The sequence below is a fragment of the Psychrobacillus sp. NPDC096426 genome (assembly GCF_044762745.1).
Taxonomy (GTDB): Bacteria; Bacillota; Bacilli; order Bacillales_A; family Planococcaceae; genus Psychrobacillus.
In genome coordinates this window covers 1-19193 of sequence record NZ_JBIWEX010000009.1, presented here as the reverse complement: position 1 = coordinate 19193, position 19193 = coordinate 1, and the positions used below count along the sequence as shown (strand labels likewise).

The 19193-nt window shown below is 35.0% G+C and carries 16 protein-coding genes and 1 pseudogene; 7 read left to right on the top strand and 10 right to left on the bottom strand.

Going from position 1 to position 19193, the window contains the following annotated elements:
* Nucleotides 1–438 precede the first annotated feature (438 nt).
* Entirely contained in the window at nucleotides 439–1908 is a 1470-nt protein-coding gene (locus ACIQYS_RS09325; RefSeq protein ID WP_402978147.1) for a DHA2 family efflux MFS transporter permease subunit, read from the bottom strand.
* Between the two features lie 183 nt (nucleotides 1909–2091).
* On the opposite strand from ACIQYS_RS09325, the gene ACIQYS_RS09320 reads away from it, so the two are divergent.
* Both ACIQYS_RS09320 and ACIQYS_RS09315 read left to right on the top strand, forming a co-directional pair.
* Nucleotides 2092–2976, top strand: a complete 885-nt coding sequence (locus tag ACIQYS_RS09320; RefSeq protein WP_402978144.1) for a TetR/AcrR family transcriptional regulator — start codon at nucleotides 2092–2094, stop codon at nucleotides 2974–2976.
* Entirely contained in the window at nucleotides 2976–3257 is a 282-nt protein-coding gene (locus ACIQYS_RS09315) for a hypothetical protein (RefSeq protein WP_402978141.1), read from the top strand. The genes ACIQYS_RS09320 and ACIQYS_RS09315 overlap by 1 nt, the downstream gene beginning before the upstream one ends.
* 148 nt (nucleotides 3258–3405) lie before the next feature.
* On the opposite strand, the gene ACIQYS_RS09310 is transcribed toward ACIQYS_RS09315, so the two are convergent.
* Nucleotides 3406–5514 (bottom strand): RNA degradosome polyphosphate kinase, encoded by a 2109-nt coding sequence (locus ACIQYS_RS09310; RefSeq protein ID WP_402978138.1) that lies wholly within the window; start codon nucleotides 5512–5514, stop codon nucleotides 3406–3408.
* Nucleotides 5515–5532: 18 nt separating this feature from the next.
* Nucleotides 5533–7062 (bottom strand): Ppx/GppA phosphatase family protein, encoded by a 1530-nt coding sequence (locus ACIQYS_RS09305; protein ID WP_402978135.1) that lies wholly within the window; start codon nucleotides 7060–7062, stop codon nucleotides 5533–5535.
* Between the two features lie 188 nt (nucleotides 7063–7250).
* Here ACIQYS_RS09305 and ACIQYS_RS09300 point away from each other — a divergent pair, with 188 nt between their 5' ends.
* Nucleotides 7251–8528 carry an MFS transporter gene (locus ACIQYS_RS09300; RefSeq protein WP_402978132.1) on the top strand — a complete coding sequence of 426 codons (1278 nt, stop codon included), beginning with the start codon at nucleotides 7251–7253 and terminating at the stop codon, nucleotides 8526–8528.
* 60 nt (nucleotides 8529–8588) lie between these two features.
* Here ACIQYS_RS09300 and ACIQYS_RS09295 read toward each other — a convergent pair whose 3' ends face one another.
* Nucleotides 8589–9170: a YitT family protein gene (locus ACIQYS_RS09295; RefSeq protein WP_402978129.1), complete on the bottom strand. Its 582-nt coding sequence runs from the start codon at nucleotides 9168–9170 to the stop codon at nucleotides 8589–8591.
* A 160-nt stretch (nucleotides 9171–9330) separates the two neighbouring features.
* On the bottom strand, nucleotides 9331–10203 hold the full coding sequence (locus ACIQYS_RS09290) for a LysR family transcriptional regulator (protein WP_402978126.1): 873 nt from the start codon (nucleotides 10201–10203) through the stop codon (nucleotides 9331–9333).
* A gap of 113 nt (nucleotides 10204–10316) precedes the next feature.
* Between ACIQYS_RS09290 and ACIQYS_RS09285 the strand changes: the two genes are divergently transcribed.
* Entirely contained in the window at nucleotides 10317–10991 is a 675-nt protein-coding gene (locus tag ACIQYS_RS09285) for a YczE/YyaS/YitT family protein (RefSeq protein ID WP_402978121.1), read from the top strand.
* Nucleotides 10992–11105: 114 nt separating this feature from the next.
* Here the strand turns inward: ACIQYS_RS09285 and ACIQYS_RS09280 are convergent, their stop codons facing one another.
* The 5 genes and pseudogenes from ACIQYS_RS09280 to ACIQYS_RS09260 form a co-directional block, all read right to left on the bottom strand.
* Nucleotides 11106–11588, bottom strand: a complete 483-nt coding sequence (locus ACIQYS_RS09280; protein WP_402978117.1) for a PaaI family thioesterase — start codon at nucleotides 11586–11588, stop codon at nucleotides 11106–11108.
* A gap of 154 nt (nucleotides 11589–11742) precedes the next feature.
* Nucleotides 11743–12522: a carbon-nitrogen family hydrolase gene (locus ACIQYS_RS09275; protein ID WP_402978114.1), complete on the bottom strand. Its 780-nt coding sequence runs from the start codon at nucleotides 12520–12522 to the stop codon at nucleotides 11743–11745.
* A gap of 283 nt (nucleotides 12523–12805) precedes the next feature.
* Nucleotides 12806–12949 (bottom strand): hypothetical protein, encoded by a 144-nt coding sequence (locus ACIQYS_RS09270; RefSeq protein WP_402978111.1) that lies wholly within the window; start codon nucleotides 12947–12949, stop codon nucleotides 12806–12808.
* 221 nt (nucleotides 12950–13170) lie between these two features.
* Nucleotides 13171–13461, bottom strand: a complete 291-nt coding sequence (locus tag ACIQYS_RS09265; protein WP_402978630.1) for a DUF771 domain-containing protein — start codon at nucleotides 13459–13461, stop codon at nucleotides 13171–13173.
* Nucleotides 13440–13792: pseudogene (locus ACIQYS_RS09260) on the bottom strand (Y-family DNA polymerase). The gene ACIQYS_RS09265 and the pseudogene ACIQYS_RS09260 overlap by 22 nt, the downstream one beginning before the upstream one ends.
* A gap of 366 nt (nucleotides 13793–14158) precedes the next feature.
* Here ACIQYS_RS09260 and ACIQYS_RS09255 point away from each other — a divergent pair.
* The 3 genes from ACIQYS_RS09255 (at nucleotide 14159) to ACIQYS_RS09245 (ending at nucleotide 18836) form a co-directional block, all read left to right on the top strand.
* A complete protein-coding gene (locus tag ACIQYS_RS09255) occupies nucleotides 14159–15967 on the top strand; it encodes a terpene cyclase/mutase family protein (protein ID WP_402978108.1) in 1809 nt (602 codons plus the stop codon).
* Nucleotides 15968–16927: 960 nt separating this feature from the next.
* Nucleotides 16928–17461, top strand: coding sequence for a site-specific integrase (locus tag ACIQYS_RS09250; RefSeq protein WP_402978105.1), 534 nt, complete (start codon nucleotides 16928–16930; stop codon nucleotides 17459–17461).
* A gap of 211 nt (nucleotides 17462–17672) precedes the next feature.
* Entirely contained in the window at nucleotides 17673–18836 is a 1164-nt protein-coding gene (locus tag ACIQYS_RS09245) for a pyridoxal phosphate-dependent aminotransferase (protein WP_402978102.1), read from the top strand.
* Nucleotides 18837–19193: the final 357 nt, after the last annotated feature.

Below are 19193 nucleotides of genomic sequence, written 5' to 3'. Positions count from 1 at the left end.
ACCGCTAGGATTTCCGCTTCAGGGCGGACGCTTTCCGAGGGGTGAGCGATGAGCCTTCACCGCCGCTTACGCGTACGTTGTGAAGTCTCATCTGTCTCAACAGAGGAACGAAGGCTAAGTGCGCCACATCGTGTGGCAACGCCTTCGTGACCAACATCCTGTTAGCCTCCTCTGGAGTCGCCGCCCTTCCGCTCCAATCCACTATTTTTTGAAAATAAAATCCAATAAATGGTTGAATGAGACAAATCCATTGCGAACACGACAAAGACTATCCCAAGTGCAACAAAAAGACCGCTCAACACGAGAAACCCGAAGATTTTATCGTTATGACGCATTATCTCTAAATAGTGGCATATCTAATGCTTATGATAACAAATTTCCACATATCATAGATTTTGTCATTTTCAAGAACAAGAAAAAAGCTAAACCGTCGCCGGTTTAGCTTTCTTTTCTTACTTTTACTCTTTTTACAAATAAAGATAAAACTAATGCAACTACTGTAACAAGTGTTGCGATAAAGAATGTGTGATTAATACCTTCTAGCATCGCTTTCATACCCAAATCAATCTTGAATTGAGCAATGGCTTCTGCACTAGAAGACATATTCCCTGCTGTTTGTGCCTCTGCAGCAAGTCTTGCGGCAGAAGACTCCATTCTTGCGTTCATGATCGTTAAGAAAATTGCAGATCCGATTGCACCTGAAACTTGTTGCAAAGTATTATTCATCGCAGTACCATGCGGATTCATCTTCATCGGTAATTGGTTTAACCCATTCGTCATAATAGGCATCATGACCATCGACATACCAAACATACGAAGTGTATAAATCCCCATAATGTAATAATAACCAGTATCTAGCGTAAAATGACTCATTAAATAAGTAGCAATAGTCGTAATCGTAAGCCCAATTATCGCTAATATTCGAGCACCATATTTATCAAAAATTTTCCCTGTTATTGGCGACATAATTGCCATCGCAAGCGCCCCTGGAAGCATTAAAATACCAGAATGGAACGGGGAAATACCGCGAATCGTTTGCACATAAAGGGGAGTTAAAATCATCCCAGAGAACATTGCAGCAGATACTGCAATCGAAATAATAGAAGACAATGTAAACATTGGATACTTATAAATCCTAACATTCAACATTGGTTCTTCTAATCTTAACTGTCTCCACACAAAAAGAACGAGTGCGATAAATCCGATCATGATAGTACCGTAAACGATTGGAGCACCCCAGCCTTTATCCCCTGCTGTACTAAATCCATATAACAGTGATCCAAAACCTATACTCGATAAAATAAGTGAAAATACATCTAATTTTACTTTACTATTTGGTGTAATATTACGAAGTTTAAATATAGCAAACAATAAAACGATTACCGCAAATGGTAAAATAATTTCAAATAACGCACGCCATTGGTAATGTTCTAATATAAAACCTGATAAAGACGGTCCAATTGCTGGTGCTAAGATCATTACTAATCCAAACATACCCATCGCCGCACCGCGGCGTTCAATTGGAAATGCAGTTAACATAACATTCATTAGTAATGGCATCATCATTGCAGAACCTGCTGCTTGAATCATTCGTGCTGCTATTAATACGCCAAAAGCTGGAGCCAAAGCAGCTAACAATGTACCAGCGGTAAAAAAGACCATAGCTGTTATAAACAATTTTCTATTTGAAAATCTTTGCACAAAAAAAGCACTTGCTGGTATTAAAATTCCGTTTATTAACATATATCCTGTTGTTAGCCATTGGACGACGACCGGTTTTACATCAAACTCCGTCATAATGGTTGGTAAAGCTACATTTAACAATGTATTATTCAAAAACGCAATGAATGCACCTACAAAAAGGATTGCAATCATTGCATAGGGTGGCTTTTGTTGCATTTCTTTCATACGTCAGTTCCTCCTGTTTATCTATGCTTCTATATTTTTTTCCTATCTGTCAACACTTGAATATTTTATACTCATAGTCCAAAAAAAGCAAACAAAAATTTTTATGCAACTAATATAGTTTGATAAACGTTGATTTAACAGTTAATATATGAATTATACTACTAGTCTAAAGGTGATTAATATATGAATACTAAAAAACGAAATGTTCTGGAAGCAGCGCAACGACTTTTTATTGAAAAAGGTTTTAGGTCAACTACCGTGAACGATATTATAGAAGAAGCTAAAGTTTCAAAAGGTACTTTTTATAATTATTTTTCATCTAAAAACGAATGTATTATAGCTATACTCGAGAATGCAAGAAATGAAACATTAATAAAAAGAAACGAGGTTCATACACAACAAAATGCCTCCGATGTCCATATACTAACGAAACAATTGTCTATTCGGTTGACTGTTTATGAGGAACATAATTTATTCCCTCTTTTTGCATCGATTATTAACTCACAAGACGTGGGGCTTCGTGACCTGATTAAACGAAATTACATCGAAGAAATTAACTGGCTTTCGAACCGACTGATAGAAGTTTTCGGAGAACAAACTAAAAATGTGGCAACAGATTGTGCTGTCCTCGCACTTGGGATGATCCAACAATTACAGCACCCATGGATTAATCCTTCCACGAATATTTCTTTTGACCAATTGATACAATTCATCTTAAGACGGATTAAAACGATCATTTATGAAATGGCAGATACTAACGATTCCTTACTTAGAAACTCCTTTTTCAAACTAAAAACAGAAGAACCATCTGTAACAAAGGAGCATGTAAACGCACTGCTAGAAAGCTTTTATTCGGAAGAAAAAGAATCGCTTTCGCCAAATACGATACAAACGATCGAATTTGTACTGGAAGAATTATCGAAAGAATCTCCCAGAACCTTTTTGCTAGAAAATATTGTTCCTACCCTAACATCAGCTTTTACTGGAAGTCAGCTTGAACAAAAGTCTACCGTTATTATTTATAAACTATGGACACTTATAGATGGATGGAAAGCAGGTAAAAAATAATGGATAAAGTGATTCAACAATATCAAGAAGACGAAAATGTGATGATTCAGTTGTTTGCTAAATGGTGTGCTAATCATCAATTAGATGCATTAACTCTATATGCACAAGCCTACCCTCAGCAAGAAAAGAATTTACTGCTTGAAAAAGCAGTAGCAGAAACGGAAAAAGATGCACTAGAAATCGATACAGAAACGCTACTAAATGTGCTCCAGCTTTTTGGCAATGAAGATCTTGCATTCGTCGTTTTTGAAGAAGCCAACAAACAGGAAAAACGCTACTAGGAATCCTAAAACCAATACTAGGGGGCGCTAGCTGTGCTAGCGCCCCCTTTGACATTCAGAAATCTCTGTTTACTAGGCCATTATTTCTAAAGTACTCTGAAAACGTAATTTAACCTTCTACTATTATTCTAATAAATACAGCAGGTTATTACACATGTTGGATATGGCTAGATGCTTTTTCTAAAAAAATCCGCTGACTATTAATGCTTTTTCCATCAATTTCTTTATAATGATAAACTCCATTTAAATCTTGCACTCTTGCTTTCGCGGTATCTTGAAGTTCAATATCTAAAATTTGCATTACACGCTTTTTAATAGCTGGCGCTAAAACAGGAAACAAAATTTCCACTCGTTTTACCATATTCCGAGTCATCATATCCGCCGATGATAAATATAATCTACTCGCTCCATTTCTGTGAAACCAATAAATTCTTGAGTGCTCTAAAAATCTTCCTACTATACTAGTAACCGTTATGTTTTCACTTACTCCGGCAATTCCTGGGCGTAAACAACAAATACCACGAACGATTAAGTCAATTCTCACCCCAACAGAGGAAGCTTCATACAATTTCAAAATTAAATCCTTGTCTGTCAGTGAATTCATTTTAAGTTTGATATGACCATTTGAAAAAGCTCGATGATATTCTATTTCTTCTTCTATTAAATCTAAAAACTTATCTCGAATGTCATATGGAGAAACAACCAACTTGTCATATTCTGGTTTATTCGTATAACCACTTAAATAGTTGAAAAATTGCGTTGCATCTGACCCTATTCGCTTATTAGTCGTTATAATTCCCATATCTGTATACATTCGAGCGGTTTTATCATTATAATTTCCCGTTCCTAAATGGACAAATTGCTCAATACGGTTGTTGTGGCTTCTAATAACTAACGTAATTTTGGAATGTGTTTTTAAATTATGCATTCCATATATAACAAGACACCCAGCTTTTTCTAGTTCCCGCGCCCAATGGACATTATTTTCTTCATCAAATCTTGCTTTCAGTTCTACGAGTACTGTCACTTGTTTTCCATTTTCAGCGGCTCTTTTTAAAGCCAAAATAATTGGGGAGTTACCGCTCACTCTATACAATGTTTGTTTAATCGCTAACACCTTCGGATCATCCGCTGCTTTATCAATGAAATCAATAATAGGTTGAAACGATTCATATGGATGATGAAAAAACAAATCCTGTTTTAATGCTTTAGTAAAAATGTCTTCATCGCTTGCTAAATCTTTCGGTGGTTGCGGTATAAAAGGTTCATAAAATAACTCGTTATAATTCCCTTCAAAAAATTGAATAAAGGAAAATAAAAAAGTAATATCAAGTGGTCCATCCATTTTATAAACATCGTCGCGATGAATTTCTAGCTGCTCCAATAAATAGTTCAGTACTTTTTGCTGTATTTCGCTCGTTTTAACTTCAAGTCGACTAACCGCGCCCCATTTTCTCTTTTTTAATTCTTTTTCTATTTCAATAAGTAAATCACGCGCTCCTTCTTCATGGATCGTTAAATCAGCATTTCTAGTAATTCGAAATGGATTTGCATGCTTTACTTCGTATCCATAAAAAAGTTTGGAAATATTTGCAATAATGACATCTTCTAATAAAACCGCTGCAAATGAACCATCTTTCGTCGATACTTGGATAAACCTCCTTAACACAGACGGGACTTGTACAATAGCAATTTTGTTTGGATCATTACCATTGTCGGCACTATTCCCGTCTTCTACCATCACCAATATATTCATTGTTTTGCTCAGCAATATCGGAAATGGTCGGTAAGCATCTAATGCAATCGGGGTTAGTATAGGGAATATTTCTTCATCAAAAATGAATTGTAACTCTTTTACTTGCGCTTTTGATAACTGGGTATATTTCAATAACGATATACCGTGTCGTGGAAGATGATTTTCGACCAAATCTTTATAAATTGCCATCTGTCTATTTACAAGTTTTTTGGTGATTGCTGATATTTGTGCCAATTGTTCTTTGGGTGTGAGCCCAGCTTTATTTTCCGGTTTGTTAAAACCCGCCCGCACTTGATCTTGAAGTCCCGCAACACGCACCATAAAAAATTCATCTAAATTGGAACTAAAAATAGCTAAGAACTTTAAACGTTCTAACAAAGGATTGGTTTCATCCTCCGCTTCTTGTATAACCCTTTCATTAAAAGCTAACCAACTTATTTCTCGATTATTATAATTGGCATAATCATTAAATGGATGATCATCTACTATTTTCTCGTTCATAAAATGGTATCCTCCATTTCAATTAAAAATTAATTTCACTTGATGATTTACAATTTTTTCTATATGTTTTTTTAGTTTTTCGGCTTGGTATTTCTCTAACATACAATTACCATCAACTGAAAAAGTTAGAACGATTTCATCTGAGGATTTCACTAACGTAACTTCTTTAATATTAGAACGGCCCAACACATCAATACCTTTCGTAAAACGAATCAATGCCCCGATATCCCGCAGTTTTTTGTACTCATTTTCTTGTAAAATATTTTCGAACGAGGCTACATATTGTTTAAACGTATCTTTATTTTTATATGATGCTAAAAGTGCTATTTTTAACCGTTCTTCGTTGGATAGCCCGTCTACGTTTAAGTTGGTTAATAAATAGAAAGTATGCTGACTTGCAGCATCTTGATCTATATGTTCACCTATATAAAATAATGTGTATGCAAAGCGTAATAGTTGCTCATTTTCTAGTGGTTCTATATACTTCCATCCAATAAATTGATCATAAATTGTTGTAAAAATAGTGTATAAATGTAATGTATTTTCTTCTATTACATTAAATTTACCCAATACATGACGCACCGCATTTTGTGCGACTTCATGCACATTAAACTCTGAAGGATATTTCGCTATTAATTGCGAAAGAATAATCCCTTCCCTCAACCCTCGTTTACTATATATAAACGAAGGAGCATTCACCCGATCCATTAACAGTCGAAACGTTTCCAATGCCGGGACGATAATGTCGGCCCGATCACTCGACAAACCGTCTATTTTTTTCAGTTCGTCTAATGAACATTTTGAAAATTGAGAACTAATTTCTTGTAAATCTGTACTCCGCAGCACATATTGATGAATGCCATTCAATGAAAAAGCTTTTCGTTGCTGATCGACTTGTGCAATGTTGCGCGCACTTCCTCCAATAGCAATGATTGGAACTTGGGCATTATGTAACCAAGTCAGAGGTAGTAATTGTTCGTTTACATATTTACTTAATTGTAGTTTTTCCTCATCCGTCATCACAGAATTTTTTATAAATTTTCTTGTTAATGAAACTGCACCAAATGGTAAACTATGCAGATGTACTAGCTCTTTGTTCACAAATAAAGTAATTTCTGTGCTTCCTCCCCCCATATCGATCGTTACAGCTGTATCTATATTGGTGGAATGTACGACCGCTAAATATCCAAAATGGGCTTCTTGGTCGGTAGATAAAATACTTAGTGATAAACCTAATTTGTGTTTTATGTATGCTAGTATTTCTTCCTTATTTTCGGCTTGACGAATCGCAGCAGTTGCGGCAGCAAAAACATGCTTCACCTGAATATCTTCGAGTATTTTTTTAAACTTCGTCAGTGTTTCTAAAAGTATTTGAATACCATCATCATTCAATTTCCCAGTAGAATCGATATAGTTACTAAGTCGTGCAACCGTTTTAAAGTTATGATGTTCTACTAATCCTTGTAAAGTGTTGTAACTGTAAACTACTAGACGAATAGAGTTTGATCCTATATCTATAATTGCTTTTCGATTTGGCATTGTGTCCATTTGCTTCTACCCCTCTATTTACTTATTTTAAATGCAACTGTCCGATATATTTGTAAATGTTTTGTAAATTTATTTTCATTCAACTAAACGAGCTTTGTAAACTTAACGTAATATTTCACTATTTTCAACTTTGCTCCTTTCGAATCATGTACAATAAGGAAAACGACGATAGGGGGATTATTAGACAGATGAAAAAGTTCACCAAAGAGGAGAACAGTTGGTCACTTTACGACTGGGGATCATCTGCATATTCGATTACCATTACTACCGCAGTGTTCCCAATATTTTATAAGTCTTCAGCGACCGCAGCAGGGGTAAATGCTGCAGATTCTACTGCATTTTTAGGCTATACAATTGCCATATTCACCTTTATATTAGCTATGCTTGGGCCTATATTAGGAACTATTGCCGATTATCGTGGCATGAAAAAGAAATTTTTTACTTTTTTCTTTGTACTCGGTGTGACATTCACCGCTATGCTTGCATTTGTACCGTTTGAAAATTGGTTACTCTTACTCATTTGCTATACAATAGCTGCACTTGGAGCAACAGGGGCAAATGTGTTTTATGATGGATTTATCGTCGATGTAACGACGAATGAACGAATGCATAAAGTATCATCCAGAGGCTATAGTCTTGGTTATATTGGTAGTACTATACCCTTTTTAGTAAGTATAATTCTTATTGTGTTATCTCAAAAGGAAATAATTTCGTTGTCGACGACAAATGCTAGTCGAATTGCATTTCTTATTACAGCAGTTTGGTGGGTTGTATTTTCTATTCCATTGTTCAAACATGTGCAACAGATTCATTTTATCGAACGAGAAGGAAAGCCGGTTATTCAAAGTTTTAAACGCTTAGGTAAAACATTTAAAGAAATTCGTCAATATAGAGCATTGTTCTTATTTTTAATAGCATACTTTTTTTATATTGATGGAGTTGGTACCGTTATTAATATGTCTACCGCATATGGGACGGATTTAGGACTTAGCGCTACTAGTTTATTAATTATTCTTTTTGTAACCCAAGTTGTCGCTGCTCCTTTTGCTCTTTTATATGGGCGACTTGCAGGAAAGTTTTCGGAAAAGAAAATGCTATATGTAGGAATTATCGTCTATATTATTGTTTGTACGTATGCATTTTTCTTAGAAACAGTTGTTGACTTTTGGATTTTAGCTATGCTTGTTGCAACATCTCAAGGTGGAATTCAAGCACTTAGCCGATCTTATTTTGGAAAGCTTGTACCGAAAGAAAATTCCAATGAATTTTTCGGGTTTTATAATATTTTCGGTAAGTTCGCTTCCATTATGGGACCTTTATTAGTTGGTTTAACTGCGCAAATTACGGGCAAGTCTAATTATGGCGTATTTAGTTTAGTTATCTTATTTATTATTGGATTTATTATTTTGTCAAAAGTACCAGAACCAAAGACTAGTCCTAGTGTAGATGAAGTAAGTGCAAATTAATTCATAACAAAAGAGAGGAAGTAGAAAATCTCTACAAACCTCTCTTTTGTTTGAACTATTTTAATAATGTCTCTTTACGATTAACGAAGTGGTGATGCCGACAGAAAGGACGGTAATGCAAGAATATAACAAAGAGACAGATTCAACTAACATGCTACCTACCGAAACGATTAAAATATCAATAGATAATATACACAAACCAGGGTTAACACTCAATAGCTTTGCGATGATTTGCGCAAGTAAATCCGTTCCTCCAACCGTAATTTTAAATCGTAACATAATTCCTATCCCAAATCCTATTAATATACCACCACCTATAGCCCCGACAATTTCAGAATTAATAAACCTGTCACCAACAATATGTAAAGGATATAAAAAATCAATGAAGACAGAAGAAATCAACAGTCCATGGATGCCATTATAAAAAAAGGGACGATAATATATCCAAGCGACTAGAAATATCGGTATACTCGTATATAAAATTGCAAGTCCAACCTTCATATCGAGCAAATAATGGATGATTAAACCTAATCCAATACCCCCACCATCTAATAAATGAAACGGAACTAGAAAAAGGTTAATCCCCATCCCTATAAAAACGCTTCCAATTAAAATAACGAGCGATTTATGTATTGTAGACATTATGACCTCCTTTCACTAATACATATATATGTTTAGCAAGACGAAAAAACACAGGGAAATATCGCCCTGTGTTGTTGGATTGTTTATATAATTTGCCACTGTGCCAATAGGACTTCAGCGGATGTTGGTTAATCCTTAAGACTAAATCTATTAAGAATAGTTATTGCACCATTTCCCAAAATTGTGCAGATGCTCTTGAAATTGGGGCATCTTTTAATTTTATCAAAACTGGTTCTACACTAAAATCAAATTGTTGAAGTTCGTATATTTTAAAGTGTTCGGAAAACAAGGATTGATAGTGCATTCTCGGAATAATGGAGATGCCTACTCCTCGATTAACAAGTGCTACGACCATTGGAATGTCTTTACATTCAACTATAATATTCGGTTTAGCTCCATATTCGTCAAAGGCTTTTTTTATATTTCCATAAAAGGAGTGTCCTTCCATAGCACCTAGCATTATAAAAGGAAGGTGAGCAATCTCGTTTAATCTAGGTTGAGCTGACAGGGAGAATGTCCAATTGTCGGGAACAATGAGAATAGCAGGCTGCTTTTTTAAAACTTTATACTCATATTGTTCAATATCGTTTGGTCGTATAAGCAAAGCAATATCAATTTCTTTTTGTTTTAACCTCTTTAATAATCCTTCTGAGTCCCCAGAGAAAATATTGATTTTAATTTGTGTAAACTGTGATCTAAATTCTGCAATATAATCAATTAACATATTAGAACATGCTGATGAGACACCGATTCGTACTGATCCTGCGGTGCCTTTTTCTATTTCGTGTATACGTCTTTTGACTTCTTCCGTTTGACTTAATAAATGTTCAGCATACTGATATAACAACTGTCCCGTTTCCGACAATTCCCATTTTTGGCGATAGCGATGAATTAATGTTGTATCTAATTCTGTTTCGAGCTTTTTTAATAACTGACTTAATGGGGGTTGAGCAATATGCAGTACTTCAGCTGCTTTTGAAATACTCCCTTGTTTAACGATTTCTCTATAATAATGTAACTGACGAATATCCATTTTCCAACTCCATCATATGTATTTTCATATGACAAGTATAACAAATATATATTTTTCGTATATCAACTAGCGTGTTAGTATGATAAATAGAATTTCGAGAGAGGAGGATTTCTATGAATCATATGAATGTGACCATAAAACGACTTAGTTTGTACGTAGTCGGTTTGTTTTTTCTGTCCCTTGGTGTCAGCTTTTCTATACAAGCCGCTTTCGGAGTATCGCCAGTCTCTTCGTTAGCCTATGCGTTAGCTTTAACTTGTGGTTTATCAGTCGGGATGATGACAATAGTCGCAAATGTGTTATATATTATTATACAAGTGATTTTAAGTAAACGATTCGATTTAAAAGAATCTGTCGTACAATTAATAATTACATTTTTATTTGGCTTCTTTATGGATGCAACCTTATTTCTTGTACAATTATTACCTACACCTGAAACATTCGCGATGCGAATTATATTTTTAGTTGTCAGTTTATTTATTGTTTCAATAGGTTTACTTGGATATTTCAATGCTAAATTCCCATTAATGCCTTATGATGCATTAACCTATGAGATAAGTAAAAAGTTTAAGATGAAATTTAGTAAGGCAAAAATTTCTTGTGATTTAATTAATGTTTGTGTGGCAGGTTTAGTGTGTATTATTTTCATTCACTCATTAGGTTCAATTGGCATTGGTACGCTAGTTGCTGCATATTTCATCGGTAAAATTTTAGGCTGGTTAATGTCTCGTTTTCAAAAATACTTAGTGCGATGGATTGATAAAAACAAAGAAGAAATAACTATTTAAGTATCTAAAAAGTATTAAGAGGTGTGACTATGATAAGCCCCTTAACACTTTTTTAGATAATGGTTTTGAAATCGTTTTATTTATAACAAACACTAGATTTGATGATTTTCTTTCCTAGTTTTGTTGCACAAATGATGTTGGCATGACGACCGCTACTACTTCCCCTTTGGCGCATAATGTATCTCCAGCAAAAACTTCTGTAGTTACTTTCCATTTTTTCGGATGAATTTCTTCCACTGCCCCAATTGCTTTTAACATTACCTTTTGAGGAGTTGGTTTTAGAAAATCTACATGTAGTGAACCTGTCACAAATCTTGGAGGTGCTTCCCCACTTCCTGGTTCAAAGCCATTTTTACGGTGTAATGCAAGTGCAGCTGACCCAGTCCCGTGGCAATCGATAAGTGAAGCTATTAGACCGCCGTACACAAAGCCTGGTATTGCAGTATACTTTTCATTTGGATCGTACATTGTTTCTGTATTACTACCGTTCCAATATGTCCGAAAATGATGCCCCTCTTCGTTTAGCCTACCGCAACCATAACACCAAGCGTAGTCTTCTGGATATTCATCTTGAATTGCTTGAACGTCATTTCTCATTCATAAGCCCCCTTTTAATCTACCTTTTTATTATACTTGTACTTATTTGAAAAATGCAAAAAAAGAAAGGTGAAAAAATGAAGTACTAGCAATGTCCGCTTCAAAAAACGCAAGAAGAAAAATTTTGCATTTTCTTCTTGCGTTTCATTATTTTCTATCGATAAAGCTCTTCTCTTCTATCCAAATATACTGGAATACGCTCTCGTACTTCTTCAATTTCTTCTAGATCAATATCTACTAACTGAGTGGTTTCTTCATTGGCACCTGTCCATAATATTTCGCCCCAAGGAGATACTACCATAGAATTTCCATCAAATACATTATTCGGGTCACTTCCTACACGATTCACTGCTATGATATAGCATTGGTTTTCGATTGCTCTTGCTTGTAAGAGCGTTTTCCAATGATCTATACGTTTAGCTGGCCACTGTGCAGGTATAAACATGACTTTGGCGCCGTCTACTGTATGAACTCTCGTCCATTCTGGGAAACGCAAATCATAACAAATGATACCGCCCATTCTTACACCATCAAGCATAAAGAGATTTTTTTCATTTCCTGCTTGCAAGTAAAGATGTTCATCCATTAATTTAATTAAGTGCGCTTTATCGTATTCAGCTACAACTTCTCCTAATGAATCGGTAACGTACATTGTATTGTAAAATTCGCCTTCTTTTTTCATAGAAACGGAACCACCAACAATATGAATCTGGCATTCCTTTGAGAGTTGCGTAAATAATTTTTTCGTTTCTTCTCCGTTAACATCTGCGATTTCTTCTAGCCGAGTTAAATCATATCCCGTATTCCACATCTCTGGTAATACGACTATATTTGCCCCTAGAGAAGCAGCTTCGCGAATCTTTTTCTCTACCTTTAAAAAATTTTCTTTTGGCTGACCAAAAACAATATCTAATTGAACACATGCAACTTTCATCTCGACACCACCTATAGACATAATACTAAAAAGGTTATAAGATTTGACTAATATATGCAACTATTATGCGAATAAAAAATTAATCTCAACTAAGGTTAAAACGTTATTAAATAGGGATTTACAAAAATACTAACGATAATGCGATTCAATGAATACTAACTGTTTGGTATTCAAAATGGTATTCAATAACCGGGCATGGGTAGTTATATAAATAAGTATGCAGCATCTCTAATTTAGAGGTGCTATTTTTTATATAAAAAATAGTAACGACTATTCGCTACTCCTACTTTTCTGATTTTGAATCACTTGCTTCCTTTTCCTTTGCCAAACGTTCTTCTTCCAATCTTCGCTGAATAATACGTGGAGCTGATGTTGTTAATAAAAATCGAATCATTTTTATTAATGCTTCATCTGACGGTTGATTCATGATGAACCCTCCAATATTTTGCTACTCCTATACTTCTCCAGTGTCTAACCATTTATCAATTGCATCTAAATCGAAAATTAATACTCGTTCTGTAGGTCTGGTGAAAGGAATATCTTTCGTTCGCACTAATCTGTAAAACGTTGCTTCTGAATGGATTTTAGATATTCGACTAATTTTTTTACACCTCGTATTTTGCTCATATCAATCACTCCAATCGCAATTTATTTACTACCGAAAATAGAGTAAAAATTATCTTCCAGGAACCCAGCCATTTTAGATGCTAGAAACGTCCATTTTTCTCCTTTAACTTGAGGATAGTAAACAAATCCTCCGTTTTGGACATATAATATCTTTTTGTACTTTGTTGGATATAAAATATTTTCTTTTAGCCACTCGTGTTTTTTTCCAGTACGTTCTTCCAATTTTTTCATTGTCAAGTAAACACCTATAGGTGATTTTTCTTTCAGCTCTTCTAATTCAATTTTAGAGACTAGTACTTGATCTGTTGGAATAGGGACAAATATTTAGTTTGCACATCTTCATATTTCCACTTCTCAAAGCCTGTTTTCTTAGCTTCCAAATCGAGTGCTAATTTTGCTATGAGCATGTTTGGACCCATCCCTGCAGTTGAATGTAATAGTAGAGAGTCTAATATTTCTTTCTGTATACGCTGAATTGTATTTGCTGGATCTCCCCATAGTTTTCCCGTTCTAGTAGATCTATAAATGATTCATCCACGTTGTATACATGTATAGCTTTCGGCTTAACATATTTGTGTAATATTTCAGTAACAGCCGTGGACATATCTAAAAAGTATTTCATTTTTAGCTCAAATAGTCGAATATCAGGATGATTAGGTATTTCAAATAACCTTGTGCCGGTCTTTACTCTGAAACGTTTTTCATAGCTGGGCTTGCTGCCAATACAACACTTCCCTTTTGTTGCAAATTACCCACTACAGCAATCGGTACAGTTCGAACATCTAAATCATGTAGGACAGCAATGCAGCTTGCATAAAAGCTCTTATATTTAGTAATATTACAAAACCTCTTTATTACTGACCTCAAACAATAAACACATATCTTCTTACTTTAATCGGCTCCCCCTCCCCAATTCTCCGCACTTGTCTATTTATCTTTATAACTCTCATCATATGATATCTTAATTGCAATTCATTTTAACAAATACAAGAGGAGAGGTTGTAAAAAAATGAATCTAATAAATGAGATTAACCAAAAAATACAACAAATTATTAAAAATCTGAAGCAAGACCAATATAATGATGGTTCGTGGAGATATTGCTTTGAAAGTGGACCAATGACCGATGCAAATATGATTATCATGTTAAGAGTATTAGATTATGATGATGAGAAGCTTATAAAGAAACTTGTTGCACGTCTACTACAACAACAAAATAACGGTGCTTGGAAGCTTTATGATGATGAAAAAGGAAATTTATCTGCAACAATTGAAGCATATACAGCTCTTTTATTTTCTGGACATTTTAATAAAGATGATCCGTCGATGAAATTAAGTGAACAATTTATTGTGAAGAATGGAGGACTTGAAAAAAGTCATATTTCTACGAAGTGTTTACTAGCTATTACCAACTTATACCCTTGGCCAAGACTATTTCCTATCCCACTTAGTATCATGAATATACCAAAGTTTCTAACATTTAATTTTTATAATTTGAGCTCATACGTACAAGCACACTTTCTTCCTATCTTAATATTAGGACACGATAAATTTGTAGTTACTAATAAATGGACGCCTGATTTACAGCATTTATTTTTATCTAAAAAGAAATATAAAGCACTTAAAAAGGAAAAAAGATGGTTTAATTTATATAAAAAGATATTGCCTACTTATAGGGAATCTACGAGGCTAAAAGCTGAACAACATATATATAATTACATTGAAAAGGATGGGACATTATATAGTTACTCAAGTTCTACATTTTTTATGATTTATGCACTACTTTCTCTAGGTTATAAAAAATCTTCTCCTATTATTAAAAATGCTATTAGAGGTATTAGATCTTTTTTATACGAAAAAGGAGATGTTTTTCATATTCAAAACTCTCCTTCGACTGTTTGGGACACTGCCCTAATTTCTTATTCCTTACAAGAATCGGGTCTTACCATTAAGGATCCAGCTATCCAATTAGCTTCGAACTTCTTAATGGAATTACAACACAAACACTCTAAAGGATGGGGTTTTTCAGAAAGCAACTCCATTAATCCTGATGTTGATGATACACAAGCGGCATTAAGGGCACTAACTAATTTTACATGTAGTCATTCTGAATTTCGTATGGCCTGGAATTCGGGAGTTAATTGGTTATTAACCATGCAAAACAATGACGGAGGCTGGGGAGCATTTAAAAAAAATAGTCCTTCATACATTAAATGGTTTTTCCCCATACAGAGTTTTGAAGACACTGCTATAGATCCTTCTGCTGCTGACATCACCGGCAGGACATTGGAATTTCTAGGGAATCATTTAAATTTGACTATGCAGCATCCTCGTGTAATGAACAGTGTAAAATGGCTAATTAAGAATCAAACTAATGATGGTTCATGGTACGGACGTTGGGGGATATCTTACATTTATGGTACATGGGCAGCTGTCGCAGGCTTAAAGGCAGTTGGAGTTTCATCTGATCATCAAACTATTCAGAAAGCAAAAGATTGGTTGTTAAATATAAGACAATCTGACGGAGGCTGGGGTGAATCATGCCAGAGTGATTTTCATAGAGAATATATTCCTTTACCCTATTCTACACTAGTGCAAACTTGTTGGGCGGTTGATGCATTAATTTCTATCTCTGAGTTTCCTACAAAAGAAATTATAGAAGGAGTTATAAGAATTTTAGAATGGCAAAATACAGAAACTAGTCGGATCACTTATCCTACAGGTGCAGGTTTACCAGGACACTTTTATATACACTATCACAGCTATCAATACGTATGGCCTTTGGTTACATTGAGCCATTACTTAAAAAAATACAATTAGTTCATAAATAGTTAATCTATCTACCCCCTTACTTTTTCTTCTCATATACTATATTGTTCCTATCTTTATTTCTGTAGTTTACTTTTATTTGAAAGGAGGTTTTTGTCAATGGCCTATATTGATCCTAATTTAATGGGTGTTTTTCGACAAAGAATTAAAAACCCCCATTGTTTCCGTCGTGTATGTGGACATCTTAGATCATGCAACTATCATCAGTTAAGAAGTCCCGCAGGTGCATACGGTCTTGTTGATCGTCTATCTGAATGCTGTGAAGTACCTATAACAAAAGCTCAACGAGATAATGCAGCACACTGGCTTATGAATTGTGGAGTTGATCCTCGAAACACAGCTCATCGAAGAAGGATGTGGAGTATTGTTAGGGGAGGTTTGTGGTAAACCGAAACACTTTTAAAACTATTAATCAAAATATTCTTACAAAAGAATATTTTGATTAATAGCCTTTTTTTCAGAAAATAATCCTTTTTTTTACCTCAGAATTTTATTTTACTTCATTTCTCCATAATATGCACACTCTCAATAATTTAACCTTGCATATTAATCCTTAGCATTTTTTCACATAAATAATCAACTTAAATAATTTATAAGTCTATTAACTCCGTTGGTGTTAATTATTCAGCGTATTTTTTGAAAATATTTACATATAAATAAAACTTTTGAGATCAGTATTAAGCAACCCTATTCAAGAAATTATTGTGGTAATCAGAAGTTAATCCGTCTAGGTAACTTGAAATAACGTTTGTGGGCAATAAAACAATCCGAACCATAAATAAAGGGTCATACTTTAACGTGAATAAAGAATCTTAAATGTTATTAAGTAGACAATCAATCCAATTAAAGAAATTAAAGCAGTAGTGAACATTGGAACCAAACGTAATTTAGAAAGTAATTAAAGACGGTCATTAAATATATTCCCTAATTGTTTAATTAAATAGCTCTAAAATGAAAAATTGCTGCTTTAGGCTGCTTGCTTTTACTGGTGGACGAAAAGGAGAAGTTCTGGCATTAACCTGGGAGGATATTAATTTCATAGAAAAAACAATCCGCTTCAATAAAACCCTTGCTAAAACGGAACATTCAAATAAATATGTTCAGACACCTAAAACAGCCCATTCTAAGCGATTTATTAGTGTGGATGATAAAACCCTTGATGTACTAGAGAGATGGAAGAAAACACAGGCTAAATTACTATTAACGTATGGCATCAATACTAATTTTAATAGCAAACAACCGATATTAGTTTTCACAGATAAAAGAGCACTGAATGATTATCATTTCACCATATATCCAAATGAGAAGCTTAAAGCAATATTGAGAAAATATGAGCTTCCATCAATAACTGTTCATGGTTTAAGACACACTCACGCTACCCTACTGTTTGAAGCTAGAACAAGTATAAAAGAAGTGCAAGAACGCATTGGCCATATTGATATAAGAACAACCATGAATGTGTATGCGCTTGTTACTCAAAAATGAAAGATAACACTGCTGAAAAATTCGCTAAATACGTCACCTTTTGATATTTGGTATTCATTTTGGTATTCAGTCATTTTTTAACGGTTCAAAATTCACTTGTTAATCATTAAGAAAAGTCTGTGGTATCAAGGTATAGACAAGTTATGTTTTTAATGTAAAATAAAAAATATTACTAATATATGCAACTATTAAGAAAAAAGAGGTAACGTACATGGACTTTTCAAATCGATTAAAAAATCTACCAACACAATTTTTTGCTTCTCTTGTTCAAAAAGTAACAATCGCTGTTTCGGAAGGTAGGGATGTCATCAATCTTGGACAAGGAAATCCAGATCAACCGACTCCTGAACATATTGTGAAAGCATTACAAGATGCGGCAGCGAATCCGGGGTCTCATAAATACTCTCCATTTCGCGGGATAAATGAACTAAAACAAGCGGCAGCCGACTTTTATAAACGTGAATATAATGTCGATATTGATCCGAATACAGAAGTAGCTGTCATGTTCGGAACGAAAATTGGATTAGTAGAATTACCACTCGCAATGATGAATGAACAAGAATTGATGCTACTTCCAGATCCAGGGTATCCCGATTACTTGTCTGGTGCGGGTCTTGCGAATGTTCGCTTTGATACGATGCCCCTCCTCGAGGAAAATGATTACTTGCCAGATTACGGTAAATTAACAGAGGAACAAAAACAAGCAGCTAAGTTGATGTATTTAAATTATCCAAATAACCCAACTGGTGCTACTGCCACGAAAGAGTTTTTTGAAGAGACTGTGCTACTGGCAAAAACATCTGATATTGCCATTGTGCATGATTTCGCTTATGGTGCAGTAGGATTTGATGGGGTAAAACCAGTAAGTTTCCTACAAACAGAGGGTGCTAAAGAAGTAGGAGTGGAGATGTACACACTCTCGAAAACATATAATATGGCTGGCTGGCGAGTTGGATTTGCAGTAGGTAACGCTAAAATGATTGAAGCGATTAATATTATTCAGGATCATCTATTCGTAAGCCTCTTCCCTGCTGTACAATCTGCAGCTGCAGTGGCGTTGAATGAAAGTCAACAATGTGTAGATGAGTTAGTTTCGTTGTATGAAGGTAGAAGAAATGCCTTAGTTGAAGCATGTTCGAAAATTGGTTGGGATGTGAAAACACCTAAAGGCTCTTTCTTTGCGTGGTTACCAGTTGCAAGAGGGGTTACAAGCGAAGAGTTCGCAGATTTACTACTAGATAAAGCTGACGTTGCTGTTGCAGCCGGTAATGGATTCGGTACATTTGGTGAAGGTTACATTCGTGTTGGTTTACTAGTGGATGAAGATCGATTAGTAGAAGCTATTGAACGAATTGCTAAATTAGAGTTATTTTAGTAAAAGAGGCTGTCTCCAAAGTATCACTTTTGAGATAGCTTTTTCGTTTCTATGAAATTACAAAATTTATGATATATGGATATCCTTCACAAAACAACATAGAATATGACACTTCTAAATTGAGCGTAATATAGGGAAAATGCGTCTTAGAGAGTTACCGCAAGTGCAGTTGATTTCCGCTCCAGTCGGACGCTTTCCGCGGGCATGGCTTCAGCCTCCTCGTCGCTTCGCTCCTGCGGGGTCTTCAGCTCATGCTATTCCCGGTCGAGTAGGTGGAAACCTTTCTCCCTAGCGGGAGATTGTGTTTCACCACCCCTCACAGAACCGTGCGTGCGCTATTAACGCACACGGCTCTTC